The organism is Kocuria sp. GQ42, from assembly GCF_059758435.1.
In genome coordinates, this window is record NZ_JCAXEN010000009.1 from 124,715 (window position 1) to 142,427 (window position 17,713).

Genomic DNA, 17,713 nt, shown 5'->3' on the forward strand with positions numbered 1-17,713 from the left:
TCCTACCGGGCGTCCGGGCCGTGTGCGTCCGGGATCTGGGCGAAGAGATCGCCCAGGGCGTCCATGAGCACGGAGAAGGACAGCGCCCCGGGGTCCGGGGTGCCCAGGCTCTTGTCGCCCAGCACCTTCGAGCGCCCGCGGCGGGCGGTGATGTCCGCGGTGGCCTCGGCGGCCTCCCGGGCCACGGCGGCGGCCTTCTTCGTGGCGCCCGCCAGGTCGGAGGAGGTCTCGAACTCGGCCAGCAGCGCCTCGCGGAACGGCAGGGCGGCGTCGACCATGGTCTTGTCCCCCGGCTCCGCCCCGCCCAGCCGGACGACCGCGTCGATCCCGGCCACCAGGGCGGCCACCGCCTCGTCCGACCCGGCCCCGGCGGCGTCGTCGAAGACCCCGCCGGCCGCGGTCAGCGCCGCGCCCCACAGGGCGCCGGAGGTGCCGCCGGCCTCCTCGGCCCAGGCGTCCCCGGCGCGCAGCAGCACGGTCCGCGCCCCGGCACCGGCCGCGGCCGCGTCCCGGGCGGCCGCCAGCGCGCCCCGGGTCCCGTAGGCCATGCCCTGGCCGTGGTCGCCGTCGCCGGCGATGGCGTCCAGCTTGCCGAAGTGCTCCTCGTGCTCGGCCGCGGTCGCCTCCAGCACCGCCAGGGCCGCCACGACCCGCTCGGCCGCCTCCTGGGACTCCGCGGTGGCCTCGGGCACCTCCTCCGCGCCGGGGGTGTGCACCCCGGTCCGCGCCGGCCGGCCGGCCGTGTCCGGGGCACCCCGGCGGAACGCCGGGGTGTCGGCCGGGGCCAGCCAGTAGCGCTCGAGCTCCTCGTCGAGGAACACCACGGTCAGCGAGCACCCTGCCATGTCCAGGCTGGTGACGTGCTCCCCGACCTCCGGGGCCACCACGGTGAGTCCCTTCTCGGCCAGCCGCTCGGCCACCCGGGCGTAGACCACGAACAGCTCCTCGTACTTGACCGTGCCCAGCCCGTTGACCAGCACCGCCACCCGCCCCTGGTAGCCGCCCTCGGTCCGCTCGGGCTCCTCCTCCAGCACCCCGTCCAGCAGCAGGTCGGCGACCTCGTCGGCCGTGCCCATCGGCACCTCCCGCACGCCGGGCTCGCCGTGGATCCCGAGCCCGATCGCCATCTCCCCGGCCGGCACGTGGAACAGCGCCTCCCCGGCACCGGGCAGGGTGCAGCCCTCGAAGGCCACCCCGAAGGACCGGGTCGCGTCGTTGGCCTTCCACGCCACCCGCTCGGCCTCGTCCAGGTCCGCCCCGGCCTCGATCGCCGCCCCGGCGATCTTGAACACCGGCAGATCCCCGGCGATGCCGCGGCGCTCACGGTGGGCCTCGGCCGGGCCCGAGGCGATGTCGTCGGACACCCGGATGATCCGCACGTCCACGCCCTCGGCGCGCAGCTTCTCCGCGGCCTGCCCGAAGTGCAGCACGTCCCCGGCGTAGTTGCCGAAGCCCAGGACCACACCCCCGCCGTTCTCCGCCGAGCGCGCCACGGAGTACACCTGGGAGGCCGAGGGCGAGGAGAAGATGTTGCCGCACGGGGCGCCGTGGCCCATCCCCGGCCCGATCCACCCGGCGAACGCCGGGTAGTGCCCCGACCCCCCGCCGATCACCAGCGCCGGCTGACCCGCCGGCGTCTCGGAGGCGCGCACCACCCCGCCGTGGGCGGCCACCACGTGCTCGGGATGGGCGGCCACATATCCCCGCAGCGCGTCGGACGCGAACTCCGCAGGATCGTTCACAAGAAAAGTCATCGTTCCAGCCTCGGTGGTCTCGGAGGGTGGCCGGGCGGAGCGGCGATCGACGTCGAGCGCCGCTCCGGCCGGCGGGGTGTGCGGTGGCGCCGGCTCAGCCGGCGTGGGCGGACGCGCCGCCCTGCTGGGCGGTCTCCTCGTCGACCGGGCTGGGGCCCAGGTCGTTCAGGAGCTGCCCCATGGCCACGTACGCCTTGTTGCGGTACGCGACGAGGTCGTTCGAGCGCTCGGCGGGGATCTGCAGGAAGCCGGCGCCGGACTTGGTGCCGAGCTTCCCGGCGTCCACGAGGTCCTGGAGCGCCTTGGGCGTGGCGAAGCGCTCGGGGAAGGAGGTCTGCAGGGAGGCGTAGCAGAAGGAGTAGACGTCCAGTCCGGCCATGTCCGCGATCGCGAAGGGGCCGAAGAACGGCAGCCGGAAGCCGAAGGTGGTGCGCACCAGCGTGTCGACGTCCTCGGCGGTGGCGATGCCCTCCTCGACCAGCTGGGCGGCCTCGTGGAAGAGGGCGTACTGCAGGCGGTTGAGCACGAAACCGGTGACGTCCTTGACCACGGCGGACTTCTTGCCGGTCAGCTCGACGATCTCCTGGGCCGCCGCGACCGTCTCGGGCGTGGTGGTCGCGTGCGGGATGACCTCGACGCCGGGGATGAACGGCGCGGGGTTGGAGAAGTGCACCCCGAGGAAACGGCCCGGGTTCTCGACGACCTCGGCGAGCTGGGCGATGGAGATGGTGGAGGTGTTGGAGCCGATCACGGCGTCCGCCGGAGCGGCGTCGCTGATCCGGCGCAGGGTGCCGTGCTTGATGTCGAGGATCTCCGGGACGGCCTCCTCCACGTAGGAGGCGTCCGCGACGGCCTCCTCGATGCTGGGAGCGGCCCACAGGTTCTCCCGCAGGCGCTCGACCGCGTCCGCCGGGAAGAGCCCGTCGGCGACGAACTGCTCCGCCTCCCCGAGCAGGCGCTCGAGGTTCTTCTCGGCGACCTCCTGCGAGATGTCGGCGAGCGCGACCCGCGCGCCGCCGAGGGCGAGCACCTGGGCGATGCCCCCGCCCATGTATCCCGAACCGACTACTGCTACCGAGCGCTGAGCCATGATCCCCATCTCCTCTGATGTGCACATGTTCTGTCTGTGGGACACGGCGGCATCGGAGCGCGGGTCGCGAGCGACCGCGGGAACCGGATCAGGTCTTCGCCGTGTTTCCTATAGGATCCACGGACCGGAGTGTGGTGTCAACCACACCGGGAGGTGTCGAGGGGTGCGGGAGGGGCCTCAGGCGCTCTCGCTCCGGGCGTCCTGGCCGGCGCTCTCGTGCTCGTGGATCGCCCGCTCCCGCACGCCGCAGATGTGCCCGGCCATGGCGATCCGCGCGGCCGCGGGGTCGCCGCGGCGCAGCGCCTGGAGGATCCGCGCGTGCTCCTCGATGGCGCTCCGCGCGTCCTGCACCCCCAGCCCGCTGAAGAGCCGGAACCGGTGCACGTGCCCGCCGAGGGACTCGTAGGCGCCGAGGACGAACTTGTTGCCGGCCTGCTCCGCGATGAGCCGGTGGAAGCGCTCGTCCGCCTCCCAGTAGGAGCGGTAGTCGGAGAAGTGGGGCCCGTTCGGCGCCTCCCGGAGGTCGTCGATGGACCGCTCGAGGGACTCCAGGAAGGTCGCGTCCGCGCGGCCGCACGCCAGTTCGGCGTTGTACGGCTCGATGAGCAGGCGCGCGTCCATGAGGTCCAGCAGCTCCTCGTGCGTGAGCAGGGGTGCCACGCGGTAGCCGCGCAGCGCGGCGCGGACCACCATGTTCGTGGACTCCAGCCGCGCCAGGGCCTCCCGGACCGGGGTCGGCGAGACGCCCAGCGCGCGCGCCGTGCCGTCGATGCTGATGGGGTCCCCGGACTTCAGGTCACCGTCCATGAGGCGCGCGAGGATCTCCTTGTAGACCTGGTCCGCGAGGATGCTGCGCTGCACCCACGTCCCGCCCGGAACAGTCGTGTCCATGCCGATTTCCTCACTCGCGTCCGCCGTAACAGGCATTGTCCCACGCAGGCGCGGGCGCGGAGGGCGGCCGGACCGCTCCTGCCGCCGCCCCACCCACTGGACAGCTCACCAATATCCTATAGGGTATTGGCCAATGGCCCGTCGAATGTGGTCCACGCCACAGCACAGGGTGGCTCGCCCGCGTTCTGATCAAAGGTGATTCAGCTATGCACATCCTTCTTCCCGCCGCCACGGCGGACGCGCTCGTCCTGGCGGAGAGGCCCACGTGGGCTCTGCTCGCCATCGCGGTCGCGGCCATCGCCGCGCTGCTCTTCCTGATCATCAAGCTCCGCGTCCACGCGTTCTTCGCCCTGATCATCATCAGCCTGCTCACGGCGCTGGCCGCCGGCATCGGCGTGGCCGACGTCGTGGGCGTCGTGGTCGCGGGGTTCAGCACCACCGTGGGCAACGTGGCCCTGCTCGTGGGCTTCGGCGCGGTGCTCGGCCGCCTGGTCCAGGTCTCGGGCGGCGCCCAGGTGCTCGCCGACGCGATGCTGCGGCGGTTCGGGGAGAAGCGGGCCCCGCTCGCCCTGGCCGTCGCCTCCCTCTTCTACGCGTTCCCGATCTTCCTCGACGCGGGCTTCATCGTGATGCTGCCGATCATCTACACGGTGGCGCGCCGCCTGGGCGGTTCCTTCATGCTCTACGTGCTGCCCTCCATCGGCGCCTTCCTGATGATGCACGCCCTCACCCCGCCGCACCCGGGCCCCACCGCCGCCGCCACGGTGATGGGCGCCGACGTCGGGATGGTCGTGCTCGTCTCGCTCCTGGTCGGCCTGCCCACGTGGTACCTCGCCGGCTACCGGCTCAGCCTGGTCATCGCCAAGCGCTACCCGGACATGCCCGTGCCGAACCTCCTGGGCGAGGTGGAGCTCGAGGACGACATGCCCCGGCCCGGCTTCTGGACGATCATCTTCGTCCTGCTGCTGCCGCTCGTGCTCATCTTCTTCAACACGCTGTTCACCACGCTGGAGGCCAGCGGGTCCGTGGGCGAGGACAACGTCCTGTTCCGGCTGTCCCGGCTCATCGGCAACACCCCGATCGCGCTGCTGATCGCCACGCTGTTCGCGATGTACCTGCTGTACCTGCGGCCGCGGCGCGGCCGCGGCTCGATCGGCGGCGCCCTGGAGGACCTGGTCGACCACGCCCTCGCCCCGGTCTGCTCGATCATCCTCATCACGGGAGCCGGCGGCGCCTTCGGCCGGGTGCTCACGGAGACCGGGATCGGCGGCACCATCGCCGGCGGCCTGGACGCGATGGGACTCCCGGTGATCCTGGCCGGCTTCCTCGTGGCGATCGCCTTCCGCGTGGCCCAGGGCTCGGCCACCGTGGCTGCGACCACGGCGGGCTCCATCATGGCGCCCGCCGTCGCGGAGCTGGGCCTGTCCGGCGTCGGGCTGGCCGCCATCGTCGTCGGCATCGCGGCGGGCTCCATCACCTTCTCGCACGTCAACGACTCGGGCTTCTGGCTCATCGGCAAGTTCTGCGGCTTCGACACCCTGACCACGCTGAAGACCTGGTCGGTGGTCGGCACCGCGATCGGCTTCATGGCCTTCGCCCTGGCCTGGGTCCTCTACGCCCTGACCGCGTGAGCCGGCCGCCGGCACCACGCCCCGCCCCCCACCCCGCGCCTGATCGCCACGCACCTGATCGCCGCGCATTTGATCGCCCCGAAGGAGTTCTCATGACCGACGGACAGTTCCCCGCACACCGGACGGCGGTCGTCACCGGCGCCGGGGCCGAGCGCGGCATCGGCCGCCACGTGGCCCGCCGCCTGGCGCGGGAGGGGTGGGCCCTGGCGGTGCTGGACGTCGACGCCGACGGCGTCCGCTCCTTCGCCGCCGAGCTCGCCGGAGGGACGAAGACCCCGGTGCGCGGCATCCCGGTCGACGTCGCCGACCCCGACTCCGTGGACGCCGCGTTCGAGGAGATCGACGCCCACCTGCCCCCCGTGCTCGCCGAGGTGAACCTCGCCGGCATCGCCAGCCCCCACTCCTTCTTCGAGCTCACGAAGGACGTCTGGACCCGGGTCATGGACGTCAACGCCACGGGCACGCTGCTCATGATGCAGGCGGCGGCCCGGCGCATGGTCGAGGGCGGCCACGGCGGCCGGATCGTCAACACGTCCTCGATCACCGCCTACGACGGCGGCGGGACGTTCTCGAAGACCGGGTACGCCGCGGCGAAGGCCGCGGTCCTCGGGCTGACCCGCGGCGGCGCCCGGGAACTGGGAGCGCACGGGATCACCTGCAATGCGCTCGTCCCGGGTCCCATCGACACGGACATCATGGGCGGCGCGCTCACCGAGGACCGCAAGTCCGCCATGTCCGCGGGCATCCCCGCCGGCCGCGTCGGGCAGCCGGACGACGTGGCCGCCCTCGTCGCCTTCCTGACCAGCCACGAGGCCGGGTTCGTCAACGGCGCCTCGTACTTCATCGACGGCGGCAAGCACATGGTGTGAGCCCGCGCCGCCCCGAGCACCGGTGCCACCGCGCACCCCGGACACCACCCAGCACGGCGCCCGACGAGGCGCCCGACAAGGAGAGAACCATGCCGCACACCCCCGAGACCTGGCCGATCGGCGCCGCCCTGCTGAACTTCACCGGCACCACCGCCGACGGCCGCGACCGCACCACCGCCGGCCCCGAGGCCTGGAAGCAGACGCTGCGCGAGGTCCGCCTCGCGGGCTTCGACCACGTCGACCTCACCGACTCTTGGGTCCGGCCGGCCGACCTCGACACCGACGGCCGCCGCCGGCTGCTCGAGACGGCCCGCTCCTACGACCTCGCCTTCAGCGACATCGCCGTGACCCGCAAGAGCGTGATCACTCCGGACGAGGACCGGGCCCGGGAGAACATGGCCTACACGAAGCGGACCATCGACGCCGCGGCGGACCTCGAGGTGCCCATGGTGTGCCTGGGGCTGCACGACCCGTTCACCGAGCCGCAGAAGCAGGCCACCTGGTTCTGGCTCGCGGAGGGCGCCGAGGACGAGGAGACCCCGGAGAACCGGGAGAAGGCCGCCACCCGCTTCCGCGAGCTGGGCGAGTACGCCGCGGAGCGGGGGGTCAGCGTGTCGCTGGAGATGTACGAGGGCACCTTCCTCGGCACCGCCGACAGCTCCGTGCAGCTCGTCACCGCCGTGGACCTGCCCAACGTGGGGCTGTGCCCCGACATCGGCAACATCGTCCGCCTGCACCGGGAGGTCGAGGACTGGCGGGAGATGCTGACCAAGATGCTCCCCCACACCAACTACTGGCAGCTCAAGAACTACTTCCGGGACCACGACCCCGCCACCGGTTCCTACGCCTCGGCGCCGGCGCCGCTGGCCCTCGGCTTCATCGACTACCGCGAGGCCATCGGCATGGCCCTGGAGGCCGGCTTCGACGGCCCCATGTGCGTGGAGCACTACGGCGGCGACGGCCTCACGGTGACGGCCATGAACCGGGACTACATCCGGGGGATCCTCGCGGCCAAGCTCCCGGAGGCATGATCTCCGGCAGGACGGACGGAACGGCTCCGGTGCGGCACCGGGGCCGTTCCGTCGTCGACGCCGGTGGCGGCGCCGGGTCCCCGGGACCGGGGGCACGGGCCCGCGCCTAGGATGGTCCCACCGGGCGGCTCCTGGACGCCGCCCGGGTCCACGGCCACCTCTGGAGACGGGCGCCGAGCATGACCTCCGACCCGCAGCAGCTGTTCCCGGGCAAGCAGTTCATCAGCACCGTCCTCGCGGCGCTGGAGACCAAGACGACCATGTCCGGCGAGCTGGCGCGGCGCTACCTGCAGCGCGCCGGGATGGCCGGGATGATCATCGGCGTCCTGTTCGCCGCGAACTTCGCCGTCGTCGCCGCGTTCGACGCCGTGCCCGCCGGGGACGCGACGCTGCGCCCCCTGGGGCGCCTGCTGGGCGCCGTGACCTTCGGCTGGGCGCTGGTCTTCATCTACTACTCGAAGTCCGAGCTCCTGACGTCCAACATGATGATCGTCTCCATCGGCGCCTACTACCGCCGCACCTCGTGGTTCAAGGCGGTGCGGCTGCTCGGGCTGTGCTATCTGGGCAACTTCCTGGGCGGGCTGCTCGTGGCCGTGGCGCTGCGCTTCAGCACGATCACGGACGGGCCCGCGCACGCGGAGATGGAGGCCGCCGTGGCGCACAAGCTCGAGTTCGTCACCAGCGGCGCCACCGGGTGGACGGACCTGTTCCTGCGCGCGGTGCTGTGCAACTTCCTCATCAACCTGGCGATGCTGCTCGTCTACAACGGCCTGGTGAAGGACGACCTGATGAAGAGCCTGATCATGATCGTGGCCGTCTTCCTCTTCGCGTTCCTGGGTCTCGAGCACTCCGTGGCCAACACGATCCTGTTCACCGTGGTGGGACTGGAGGACGGACTCGACGTGGGGGCCGCGGGCGCCAACGTGGGGATCGCCCTCCTGGGCAACTTCCTGGGCGGCGGGGTCCTGATCGGCTTCTACTACGCGTACGTCAACGACGACGCCGGGTACCGCCCCCGCACCCGCTGACGCGGGGCCCCGGCGCGCTCGCTCTCGGCCGAAAACTCTTCAGCTCACTTACCTTTTGCCGGGACACCCCGTAGCGTGGACCGGGCACGTCATCCGAGCACCACCCCAGCGAGAAGAAGGAGCACCAGCATGCGAAGGATCCTGTTCATGGTCGGCACCGCGGTCTTCGGCCGCATCATGGCGAAGCGGCGCGAGAACAAGGCCGGCGGCCGCTAGTACCGGAAGCGCCACTCGGTGCGGGAGCGGTAGGTCTGCCCCGGGCGCAGCACCGGGTCGGAGAGCTCCGGCCGGTTCGGCGAGTCCGGGTGGTACTGGGGCTCCAGGGCGATCCCCGCTCCCCGCGGATAGGCGCGCCCGCCGGTGCCGGTGATGGCGCCGTCCAGGGCGTTGCCCGTGTACACCTGCAGGGCCGGCTGGTCGGTCCACAGCTCCACGGACCGCCCGCTCGCCGGGTGCTCCAGCCGGGCGGCGGCGCGCAGTCCGGTGCCGCGCAGGTGGAAGGAGTGGTCGATCCCGCCCACGGCCGCGATCTGCGGGTGCTCCGCCCGCACCCGGTCCCCGAGCCGGGCGGGGGCGGTGAGGTCCAGCGGCGTCCCGCGCACGGCGGCGAGGCCGCCCAGCGGCAGCCCGTCCCGGCCGACCGGCAGGTACCGGTCGGCCTCGACGGTGAGCGTGTGATCGTCGACCGTCCCCGACCCCTCCCCGGCGAGGTTGAGGTAGACGTGGCTCGCGGGCCCGACCACGGTCGGGGCGTCGGTGCGGGCCTGAAGGTCCAGGGCCACGGTCCGTCCGGTCACGGTGTAGGTGGCGCGCACGGTGAGTTCCCCGGGAAAGCCCTGGTCCCCGTCCGGGCTGACCAGCTCCAGCACCAGGACGTCGCGGCTGGCGGAGACCGTCCGCCAGGTGCGGCGGTGGAAGCCGTCGGGGCCGCCGTGCAGGGTGTTGCCGCCCTCGTTGGCCGCCAGTTCCACGGTGGTTCCGTCGAGGTCGAAGCGGGCCCCGGCGATCCGGTTGGCGCAGCGGCCGACCACCGCCCCCAGGAAGGCCTCCGGGGGTGCCGCGCAGCCGGCGGCGTCCGGGTGCCCCAGCACCACGTTGGTGCCGGGGCCCCCGGCCGGGCCGGGCAGGTGCAGTGCCTGGACCGCGGCGCCGAGGTCGAGCACGCGCAGGCTCAGCCCGCCCGGGGCGGTGAGGGTGTGCGCGGTGACCTCCCGCCCGTCGGGCAGCGTCCCGAAGGACCGCGGGGCGGGCGCGGTCATTTGAGCGCGTTCGAGGCGCGGCGCTTGTTGAACACGTCGAACCCGACCGCCAGCAGCAGCACCAGGCCCTTGATGAACTGCTGGTAGTCGATGCCCACGCCCATGAGGGACATGCCGTTGTTGAGCACGCCCATGATCAGACCGCCGGTGATGGCGCCGATGATGGTGCCCACGCCACCGGTCACGGCGGCGCCGCCGATGAAGGCCGCGGCGATCGCGTCCAGCTCGAACAGGTTTCCGGCGCCCGGCCCGGCGGAGTTGAGCCGGCCGGTGAACACCAGCCCGGCCAGCGCGGCCAGCACGCCCATGTTGACGAAGAGCAGGAAGTCGACGCGCTTGGTGTTCACACCGGACAGCTGGGCCGCCTGGAGGTTGCCGCCGCGGGCGTACACGTGGCGGCCGAACACGGTCCGGTTCATGACGGCGCTGTAGGCGACCACCAGCACGCCGAGGACCACGAGCACGATCGGCGTCCCGCCGCGCGAGCTGGCCAGCAGGAAGGTGAGCGCGAGGATGACGACGACGCCGAAGACCAGCCGCGTGAGGAACCAGGCGCGCGGCTCGTCCTCGAGGTGGAGCTTCGCCCGGTTGGCCCGGCCCCGGAGCTGGCTCAGCACGAGCATGGCCGTGGCGATCAGGCCGATGCCCACCGTGGTCCAGTCCAGGATGTTGGTCGCCGGCGGGAACAGCCCGGGGAAGAGGGAGCCGCCGCCGAGCTGGCGGTACTCCGGCGGGAAGCCGGTGATCCGCTGGTTCTCGAGCACGATCTGTGTCAGCCCGCGGAAGACGAGCATGCCGGCGAGGGTCACGATGAAGGCGGGGATCCCGATGTAGGCCACCCAGAAGCCCTGCCAGGCGCCCACGAGCGCGCCGACCGCGAGGGCGGCGACGAGGGCCACCCACCACGGCAGGCTCCAGTCCCGGATCATGATCCCGGACATGGCGCCCACGAACGCGGCCACCGAGCCGACCGAGAGGTCGATGTGCCCGGCCACGATGATCATGACCATGCCGATCGCCAGCAGCAGGATGTAGCTGTTCTGGACGATGATGTTGTAGACGTTGTCCGGCTGCAGCAGCGCGCCGCCGGTCAGGGCCTGGAACAGCGTCACGATCACCAGCAGGGCCAGGAAGATGCCGATCTGGCGGAGCCTGCTCATGAGGAACCGGCCGGCGCCGGCCACGGTGGAGGCCTTCTGCGGGCCCCGGCTGTCGAGAGCCCGGTCCTCGTCGACGAGGGTGGAAGCCATGGGTCAGTCCTTTTCCTTGGTCATGTGCTGCATGAGTCGTTCGGGGGTGGCCTCGGCGATGGGCACCTCGGCGGTGATCCGGCCCTCGGCGAGCGTGTAGATCCGGTCGCAGATCCCCAGCAGCTCCGGCAGCTCGGAGGAGATGACCAGCACCGCCTTCCCCTGCGCGGCCAGCCTGTTGATGATCGTGTAGATCTCGTACTTCGCCCCCACGTCGATGCCGCGGGTGGGCTCGTCGAGGATGAGCACGTCGGGGTCGGCGAACATCCACTTGGACAGGACGACCTTCTGCTGGTTGCCGCCGGAGAGCTTGCCGGTGATCGAGGACACCGAGGGCGCCTTGATGTTCATGCTGGTGCGGTAGTCCTGCGCCACGAGCGTCTCGCGCCCGCCGTCGACCCAGCCCGCGGACGTGAGCTTGCCCAGCGCCGCCGAGGAGATGTTCCGCTTGATGTCGTCGATGAGGTTGAGCCCGTAGCGCTTGCGGTCCTCCGTGGCGTAGGCGATGCCGTGCCGGATCGCCTCGCTGACGGTCCGCGCCGTGATCTCCTCGCCGTTCTTGTACATCCGCCCGGTGATGTCGGCCCCGTAGCTGCGCCCGAAGATGCTCATGGCCAGCTCCGTGCGCCCGGCGCCCATCAGCCCGGCGATGCCCACGATCTCGCCCGCCCGCACGGACAGGTGCGCGTTGTCCACCACCACCCGCGAGTGCTCCCGGGGGTGGTGCACGGTCCAGTCCTCGACGCGGAGCACCTCCGCGCCGATGTCGGGGACCCGCTCGGGGTAGCGGTTCGTCAGCTCACGGCCCACCATGCCCTTGATGATCCGGTCCTCGGTGACCGACCCGTCGTGCAGGCTGAGGGTCTCGATGGTCTGCCCGTCGCGCAGGATCGTCACGGAGTCGGCGATCGCCCGGATCTCGTTGAGCTTGTGGCTGATGATGATGCAGGTGATCCCGTCCTCGCGCAGCCCGCGGACCAGGCCCAGCAGGTGCGCGGAGTCCTCGTCGTTGAGGGCGGCCGTGGGCTCGTCGAGGATGAGCAGCTTCACGTCCTTGGAGAGCGCCTTCGCGATCTCCACGAGCTGCTGCTTGCCCACCCCGATGTCCCCGGCCGGGACGCTGGGGTTCACGTCGAGGCCCACGCGCCGGAGCAGGTCGGCGGCCCTGGCGTTGGTCTCGTTCCAGTTGATGAACCCGCGGGTGGCGCGCTCGTTGCCGAGGAAGATGTTCTCCGCGACGGACAGGAACGGGGACAGGGCCAGCTCCTGGTGGATGATGACCACCCCGCTGCGCTCGCTGTCCTTGATGTCCCGGAAGGAGACGGTCTCGCCCTCCAGGACGATGTCCCCCTCGTAGGTGCCGTGCGGGTACACGCCGGACAGGACCTTCATGAGGGTGGACTTGCCGGCGCCGTTCTCCCCGCAGATCGCGTGGACCTCGCCGCGGGCGACGGCCAGGGTGACGTCCTGCAGCGCCTTGACGCCGGGGAAGGACTTGCTGATCCGGCGCATCTCCAGAACGTGCTCGCTCATGCGGGCCTCCTCGTCTCGAGCTGGTGGGTGGGTGGACGGGACGGACCGGCCGGGCGGCGGAGGGCCGCCCGGCCGGTCGCGCTCACTCGAGCTCGGACGCCTCGTAGTAGCCGCTGTCCACGAGGACTTCCTGGTAGTTGTCCTTCGTGACGATCTGCGACTCGAGCAGGTAGGCGGGGACCACCTTCACGCCGTTGTCGTAGGTCTCCTCGTCGTTGACCTCGGGCTCCTCGCCCTGCATCAGGGAGTCCACCATGAGCACCGCGCGCTCGCCGAGCTCGCGGACGTCCTTGAAGATCGTGGAGTACTGCTCGTCGTTGACGATGGACTTCACGGAGCCGACCTCGGCGTCCTGGCCGGTCACCACGGGCAGCTCGGCCTGGGAGTAGCCGCCGGAGCGCAGCGCGGAGATGATGCCGATCGAGAGGCCGTCGTACGGGGAGAGCACGCCGTCGAGCTGGTCGCCGCCGCCCACCGTGATGAGGTCCTCCATCCGGTCCTGGGCGGTGTCCGGCAGCCAGCGCAGGATGGCGGCCTGCTCGAACTCCGTCTGGCCGCTGGGGACGTTGAGCGTGCCGTCGTCCAGGTAGGGCTGGAGGGTGTCCATCGCGCCGTCCCAGAAGAAGGTCGCGTTGTTGTCGTCGGGGCTGCCGGCGAAGAGCTCCACGTTGAAGGGGCCCTTCTCGCCGGTGGGCTCGCCGTTCTCGTCGAGGACCCCGAGGCCGGTGAGCAGCGACGTGCCCTGCTGCACGCCCACCTCGTAGTTGTCGAAGGTGGTGTAGTAGTCCACGGTGTCCGACTCGTTGATGAGGCGGTCGTAGGCGATCACGGGGATCTCCTGGGTCTCGGCCGTGTCGAGCACGCTGGTCAGCGTGGTGCCGTCGATCGAGGCGATCACCAGGGCCTTGGCCCCGCCGTTGATCATGTTCTCGATCTGGGAGATCTGGGTGGGGATGTCGTCGTTGGCGTACTGGAGGTCCACCTCGTAGCCGAGCTCCTCGAGCTGCGCCTTGACGTTCTCGCCGTCGGCGATCCAGCGCTCGGACTGCTGCGTGGGCATCGCCACGCCGATCTTGGCGCCCTCGTTGGAGCCCGCCTCCGCGCCGCCGCCGCGGTTGCCGCCGCAGGCCGTGAGGCCCAGCGCGAGGGTCAGGGCGGTCACCCCGGTGAGGGTCTTCTTCAGGTCGATCTTCGGGGTCATGGTCGTGCCTTTCGTCGGTCCGGGCCGCACTGCCCGGTGGTGGGAGTGTTCGAGCGAGGTCGGTGCTGGTGAGATCTCGTGGTGGTCGTCAGGGGTCCTGGTCATCATGGTCGTTCCGGCCGTCCCGGTCGTCCCGCTCAGAGCTTCTGGGCGAGCCGGTAGTAGGCCGCGTTCCACCGCACCTCGCGCTGGAACTCCCGCAGGGTGGTGGTGTCGTCGATGACGAGCAGCTCGGTCCGGGTCATGTCGGCGAAGTCCCGGATCACGTCGGCGCCCACCGCGGTGCTGAGGACCGTGTGGTGGGCGGCGCCGGCCGTGAGCCAGGCCGCGGCCGAGATCGCGAGGTCGGGCTGCGGCCGCCAGACGGCCCGGGCCACCGGCAGGTTCGGGAGCGGGGCGTCCGGGGGCACGACGTCCACGGTGTTGGCGGTGAGCCGGAAGCGGTCCCGCATGTCGGACATCGCCACGACCACGCCGGGGCCGGCGTCGGTGTCGAAGACCAGGCGCACGGGGTCCTCGCGTCCGCCGATGCCCAGCGGGTGCACCTCGAGGGAGGGGCGCGCCGTGGTGAGGCTCGGGCAGACCTCCAGCATGTGGGCGCCGAGGATCTTCTCCTCCCCCGGCACCAGGTGGTACGTGTAGTCCTCCATGAGGGACGCGCCCCCGGGCAGCCCGGCGCCCATGACCTTGGCCGCCCGCACCAGCAGGGCCGTCTTCCAGTCGCCCTCCGCCCCGAACCCGTAGCCGCGGGCCATGAGCCGCTGCACGGCGAGGCCCGGCAGCTGGCGCAGCCCGCCGAGGTCCTCGAAGTTCGTGGTGAAGGCGCCGAAGCCGCCCTCCTCCAGGAACTGGAGCATCCCGAGCTCCTGCCGGGCCCCGTAGCGCAGGGACTCGTGGCGCTCGCCGCCGCGGCGCAGCTCGGGGGCCACGTCGTAGAGCTCCTCGTACTCGGCGACGAGCTCGTCCACGCGGTCCTCGGACTGGGCGTCCACCACGGCCACGAGGTCGTTGACGCCCCAGGTGTTCACGGAGACCCCGAACTGCAGCTCGGCCTCCGTCTTGTCGCCCTCGGTCACGGCGACGTTGCGCATGTTGTCGCCGAACCGGGCCACCCTGAGCCCCTGGACCGCCGCGCGGCCGGCGCACGCGCGCTGCCAGGAGGCGATCTGCGCGGTGACGCCGGGGGTCGAGACGTGGCCCACCACGGTCTTGCGCGGGACGTCGAGCCGGGTCTGGATGTAGCCGAACTCGCGGTCGCCGTGCGCGGCCTGGTTGAGGTTCATGAAGTCGAAGTCGATCTCGCCCCACGGCAGCTCGACGTTGATCTGGGTGTGCAGGTGGAGCAGCGGCTTGCGCAGCGCGTCGAGGCCGGTGATCCACATCTTGGCGGGGCTGAAGGTGTGCATCCAGGCGATCGCCCCGATCACGCCGTCCGCGGCGTTGAGCTCGAGGGCCGTGCGGCGGATCGAGTCCGCGTCCTTCAGCGTGGGCTTCCAGACCACCTCGACGGGCAGCCCGGCCTCGCCCAGCACGCGGACGATCTCGCGGGACTGCTCGGCCACCTGGCGCAGGGTGTCCTCGCCGTAGAGGTCCTGGCTGCCGGTGAGGAACCAGACCTCGTAGTGGTCAAGGGCGGTGGGCAGAGGATTCACGGGTGAGCGCTCCTGGGGTGGTGGGGACGGCCGCGGGCTGCTGGCCGTAGACGTTCTGGTAGCGGTCGAACAGGGAGTCGACGTGCGCGGGGTCGATGGGCAGCGGCTCGCCCAGCTGGCGGGAGAGGTGCACGGTGCGGGCCACGTCCTCGAGCATGGCCGCGGCCTTGACGGCGTCCCGGGCGTCCTTGCCGATGGTGAACGGTCCGTGGCTGAGCATGAGGACCGCGCGGGAGCGGTGGCCGGAGAGGGTCTCCACGATGCCGCGGCCGATCGAGTCGTCGCCGATGATCGCGAAGGGCCCCACGGGGATCTCCCCGCCGAACTCGTCCGCCATGGCCGTCAGGACGCAGGGGATGGCCTCGCCGCGGGCCGCCCAGGCCGTGGCGTAGGGGGAGTGGGTGTGGACCACTCCCCCGACCTCCGGCATGTGCCGGTAGACGTAGGCGTGGGCGGCGGTGTCGCTGGACGGCGAGCGCTCCGCGCCGGGGGTGCCGGGGACCGGCCGGCCGTCCAGGTCGCACAGGATCTGGTTGTCCGGGCCGAGGTCGTCGTAGCTCACCCCGCTGGGCTTGATGACGAAGAGGTCCGTGCCGGGGACCCGCCCGGACACGTTGCCCGCCGTCCAGACCACCAGCCCGTAGCGGACCAGTTCGGCGTGCAGGTCCGCGACCTCGCGCCGCACGCGGGCGATCCGCTCGTCGAGCTCGGGCGTCAGGGCGTTCACGCGGAGACCTCCTGGGTGGAACGGGCGTTGCGCCGGAGCGCCTTGAGCCGGCGCATGACGTCGCTGCCGCCGCGGCCGAAGTGGTCGTGCAGCGCGGTGTAGTCCTCGTAGAGGACGGAGTAGGCCTCCGTGTGCGCGGGGTTCGGGGTGTAGGCGTTGCGCTCGAGCCGGCCCATCGCCGCGGCGGCCGTCCGGACGTCCGGGTAGGCACCGGCGGCCACGGCCGCGTGGATGGCGGAGCCCAGGGCCGGGCCCTGGTCGCTGCCGATCACCGAGATCGGCATGCCGAGCACGTCGGCGTAGATCTGCATGAGGAACGCGTTCTTGATCAGCCCGCCGGCCGCCACGAACTCGGTGACGGGGATCCCGGAGGCGGCGAAGGCCTCGACGATCGTGCGGGTTCCGAAGGCGGTGGCCTCCAGCAGGGCGCGGTAGACCTCGTGCGGGCGGGTGGCCAGGGTGAGGCCGACGAGCAGCCCGGAGAGCTCGTGGTCCACGAGCACGGACCGGTTGCCGGACTGCCAGTCCAGGGCCAGGAGCCCGTGCGCGCCCACCGGTTCGCGGCTCGCCTGCTCGGTGAGCAGCTCGTGCACGCTCAGCCCGCGCTCGGCGGCCTCCTCCTGGAGCCGCCCCGGCACGAAGTGGGCCGTGAACCAGCCGAAGATGTCGCCCACCCCGGACTGCCCGGCCTCGTAGCCGTAGAGCCCGTCGATGATCCCGCCGTCCACCACGCCGCACATCCCGGGGACCTCGCGCAGGGTGTCGGAGCTCATGACGTGGCAGGTGGAGGTGCCCATGATCGCCACCATCTGACCCGGCGCGGTCGCCCGGGCGGCGGGGGCGCTCACGTGCGCGTCGACGTTGCCCACCGCCACGGCGATGCCGGCGGGCAGGCCCGTCCACTCCGCGGCCTGCGCGCTGAGCGTGCCCGCGGCGGTGCCGAGGGCCCCGATCGGGTGGTCGACCTTGTCCTGCGCGAAGCCGGCGAACCCGGGGTTCAGGGCGCCGAGGAACTCGCGGTCGGGGTACTCGCCGTCCTGCAGGATGCCCTTGTACCCGGCGGAGCACGCGTTGCGCACGTAGCTGCCCGTCAGCTGCCAGACGATCCAGTCGGCGGCCTCCACCCAGTGGTCCATGAGGTGGTACAGCTCGGGGTCCTCCTCGAGCAGCTGCAGGCCCTTGGCGAACTCCCACTCGCTCGAGATGAGACCGCCGTAGCGGGCCAGCCAGCGCTCTCCGCGCCGGGCCGCGAGATCGTTGATGCGGTCCGCCTGGCCCTGCGCGGCGTGGTGGCGCCACAGCTTCACGTAGGCGTGCGGGCGGCCCGCCAGGCCGGGCAGCTCGTTGAGGGGCGTGCCGTCGGCCCGGACGGGGACCATGGTGCACGCGGTGAAGTCGGTGCCCACGCCCACCACGGCGCTCGGGTCCACGCCGGCGGCGCGGACGGCGGCGGGCACCGCGTGCCGCAGGACGTCCACGTAGTCGGCGGGGACCTGGAGCGCCCACTCGGGCGGCAGGGCCTCCCCCGTGGCGGCGAGCACGGTGTCCATCACGCCGTGCTCGTACTCGTGCACCGCGGAGCCCATCTCGGCGCCGTCGTGCACCCGCACGACGACGGCCCGCCCCGACAGGGTGCCGTAGTCGACGCCGATGACGTACGTGGGATCTGGGCTGGGCTGGCTCACGGAGGACCTCGTTGTCGTTCGAGCCGCACGTTCCGAAAGGGGCGGCCGCCGGCCGGCCCACCTCGGAATGTGAACGGTCACATCTGATGTTCGGGCCAACCTACCGCAGCGT

General features: G+C 71.8%; 14 protein-coding genes. 4 read left to right on the plus strand and 10 right to left on the minus strand.

All coding sequences use genetic code 11. The annotated features are described in order from the left end of the window. Window positions 1–2: 2 nt before the first annotated feature. The 3 genes from AC6CH6_RS17085 to AC6CH6_RS17095 all read right to left on the minus strand — a co-directional run bounded on the left by AC6CH6_RS17085 (window position 3) and on the right by AC6CH6_RS17095 (window position 3,735). Window positions 3–1,754, minus strand: a complete 1,752-nt coding sequence (locus AC6CH6_RS17085) for a dihydroxyacetone kinase family protein (protein WP_498256030.1) — start codon at window positions 1,752–1,754, stop codon at window positions 3–5. 94 nt (window positions 1,755–1,848) lie between these two features. After that, window positions 1,849–2,844: a 3-hydroxyacyl-CoA dehydrogenase family protein gene (locus AC6CH6_RS17090; protein WP_368812242.1), complete on the minus strand. Its 996-nt coding sequence runs from the start codon at window positions 2,842–2,844 to the stop codon at window positions 1,849–1,851. 177 nt (window positions 2,845–3,021) lie between these two features. Beyond that, window positions 3,022–3,735: a GntR family transcriptional regulator gene (locus AC6CH6_RS17095; RefSeq protein ID WP_017833597.1), complete on the minus strand. Its 714-nt coding sequence runs from the start codon at window positions 3,733–3,735 to the stop codon at window positions 3,022–3,024. Between the two features lie 206 nt (window positions 3,736–3,941). Between AC6CH6_RS17095 and AC6CH6_RS17100 the strand changes: the two genes are divergently transcribed. The 4 genes from AC6CH6_RS17100 to AC6CH6_RS17115 all read left to right on the plus strand — a co-directional run bounded on the left by AC6CH6_RS17100 (window position 3,942) and on the right by AC6CH6_RS17115 (window position 8,294). Beyond that, window positions 3,942–5,366: a GntT/GntP/DsdX family permease gene (locus tag AC6CH6_RS17100; protein WP_419967359.1), complete on the plus strand. Its 1,425-nt coding sequence runs from the start codon at window positions 3,942–3,944 to the stop codon at window positions 5,364–5,366. 92 nt (window positions 5,367–5,458) lie between these two features. Further along, complete coding sequence (locus tag AC6CH6_RS17105; protein ID WP_498256031.1) at window positions 5,459–6,235, plus strand: SDR family NAD(P)-dependent oxidoreductase; 777 nt, start codon at window positions 5,459–5,461, stop codon at window positions 6,233–6,235. Window positions 6,236–6,324: 89 nt separating this feature from the next. Continuing rightward, entirely contained in the window at window positions 6,325–7,266 is a 942-nt protein-coding gene (locus tag AC6CH6_RS17110) for a sugar phosphate isomerase/epimerase family protein (protein WP_498256032.1), read from the plus strand. 179 nt (window positions 7,267–7,445) lie between these two features. After that, window positions 7,446–8,294 carry a formate/nitrite transporter family protein gene (locus tag AC6CH6_RS17115; RefSeq protein ID WP_133409804.1) on the plus strand — a complete coding sequence of 283 codons (849 nt, stop codon included), beginning with the start codon at window positions 7,446–7,448 and terminating at the stop codon, window positions 8,292–8,294. Between the two features lie 212 nt (window positions 8,295–8,506). Here AC6CH6_RS17115 and AC6CH6_RS17120 read toward each other — a convergent pair whose 3' ends face one another. The 7 genes from AC6CH6_RS17120 to araB all read right to left on the minus strand — a co-directional run bounded on the left by AC6CH6_RS17120 (window position 8,507) and on the right by araB (window position 17,601). Beyond that, window positions 8,507–9,553, minus strand: a complete 1,047-nt coding sequence (locus AC6CH6_RS17120) for an aldose epimerase family protein (RefSeq protein WP_498256033.1) — start codon at window positions 9,551–9,553, stop codon at window positions 8,507–8,509. After that, window positions 9,550–10,713, minus strand: coding sequence for a multiple monosaccharide ABC transporter permease (gene mmsB, locus AC6CH6_RS17125; RefSeq protein WP_031283073.1), 1,164 nt, complete (start codon window positions 10,711–10,713; stop codon window positions 9,550–9,552). Before mmsB ends, AC6CH6_RS17120 begins: the two co-directional genes overlap by 4 nt. A 93-nt stretch (window positions 10,714–10,806) precedes the next feature. Then, window positions 10,807–12,336: a multiple monosaccharide ABC transporter ATP-binding protein gene (gene mmsA / locus AC6CH6_RS17130; protein WP_498256034.1), complete on the minus strand. Its 1,530-nt coding sequence runs from the start codon at window positions 12,334–12,336 to the stop codon at window positions 10,807–10,809. Window positions 12,337–12,418: 82 nt separating this feature from the next. Then, on the minus strand, window positions 12,419–13,537 hold the full coding sequence (chvE, locus tag AC6CH6_RS17135) for a multiple monosaccharide ABC transporter substrate-binding protein (RefSeq protein WP_498256035.1): 1,119 nt from the start codon (window positions 13,535–13,537) through the stop codon (window positions 12,419–12,421). Window positions 13,538–13,674: 137 nt separating this feature from the next. After that, window positions 13,675–15,189, minus strand: a complete 1,515-nt coding sequence (gene araA / locus AC6CH6_RS17140) for an L-arabinose isomerase (protein WP_498256036.1) — start codon at window positions 15,187–15,189, stop codon at window positions 13,675–13,677. Then, the gene (locus tag AC6CH6_RS17145) at window positions 15,164–15,916 is read right to left on the minus strand and encodes an L-ribulose-5-phosphate 4-epimerase (protein ID WP_498256037.1); all 753 of its coding nucleotides are present in this window, start codon (window positions 15,914–15,916) and stop codon (window positions 15,164–15,166) included. Before AC6CH6_RS17145 ends, araA begins: the two co-directional genes overlap by 26 nt. Then, entirely contained in the window at window positions 15,913–17,601 is a 1,689-nt protein-coding gene (araB, locus tag AC6CH6_RS17150) for a ribulokinase (RefSeq protein ID WP_109221455.1), read from the minus strand. Before araB ends, AC6CH6_RS17145 begins: the two co-directional genes overlap by 4 nt. Between the last annotated feature and the right edge of the window lie 112 nt (window positions 17,602–17,713).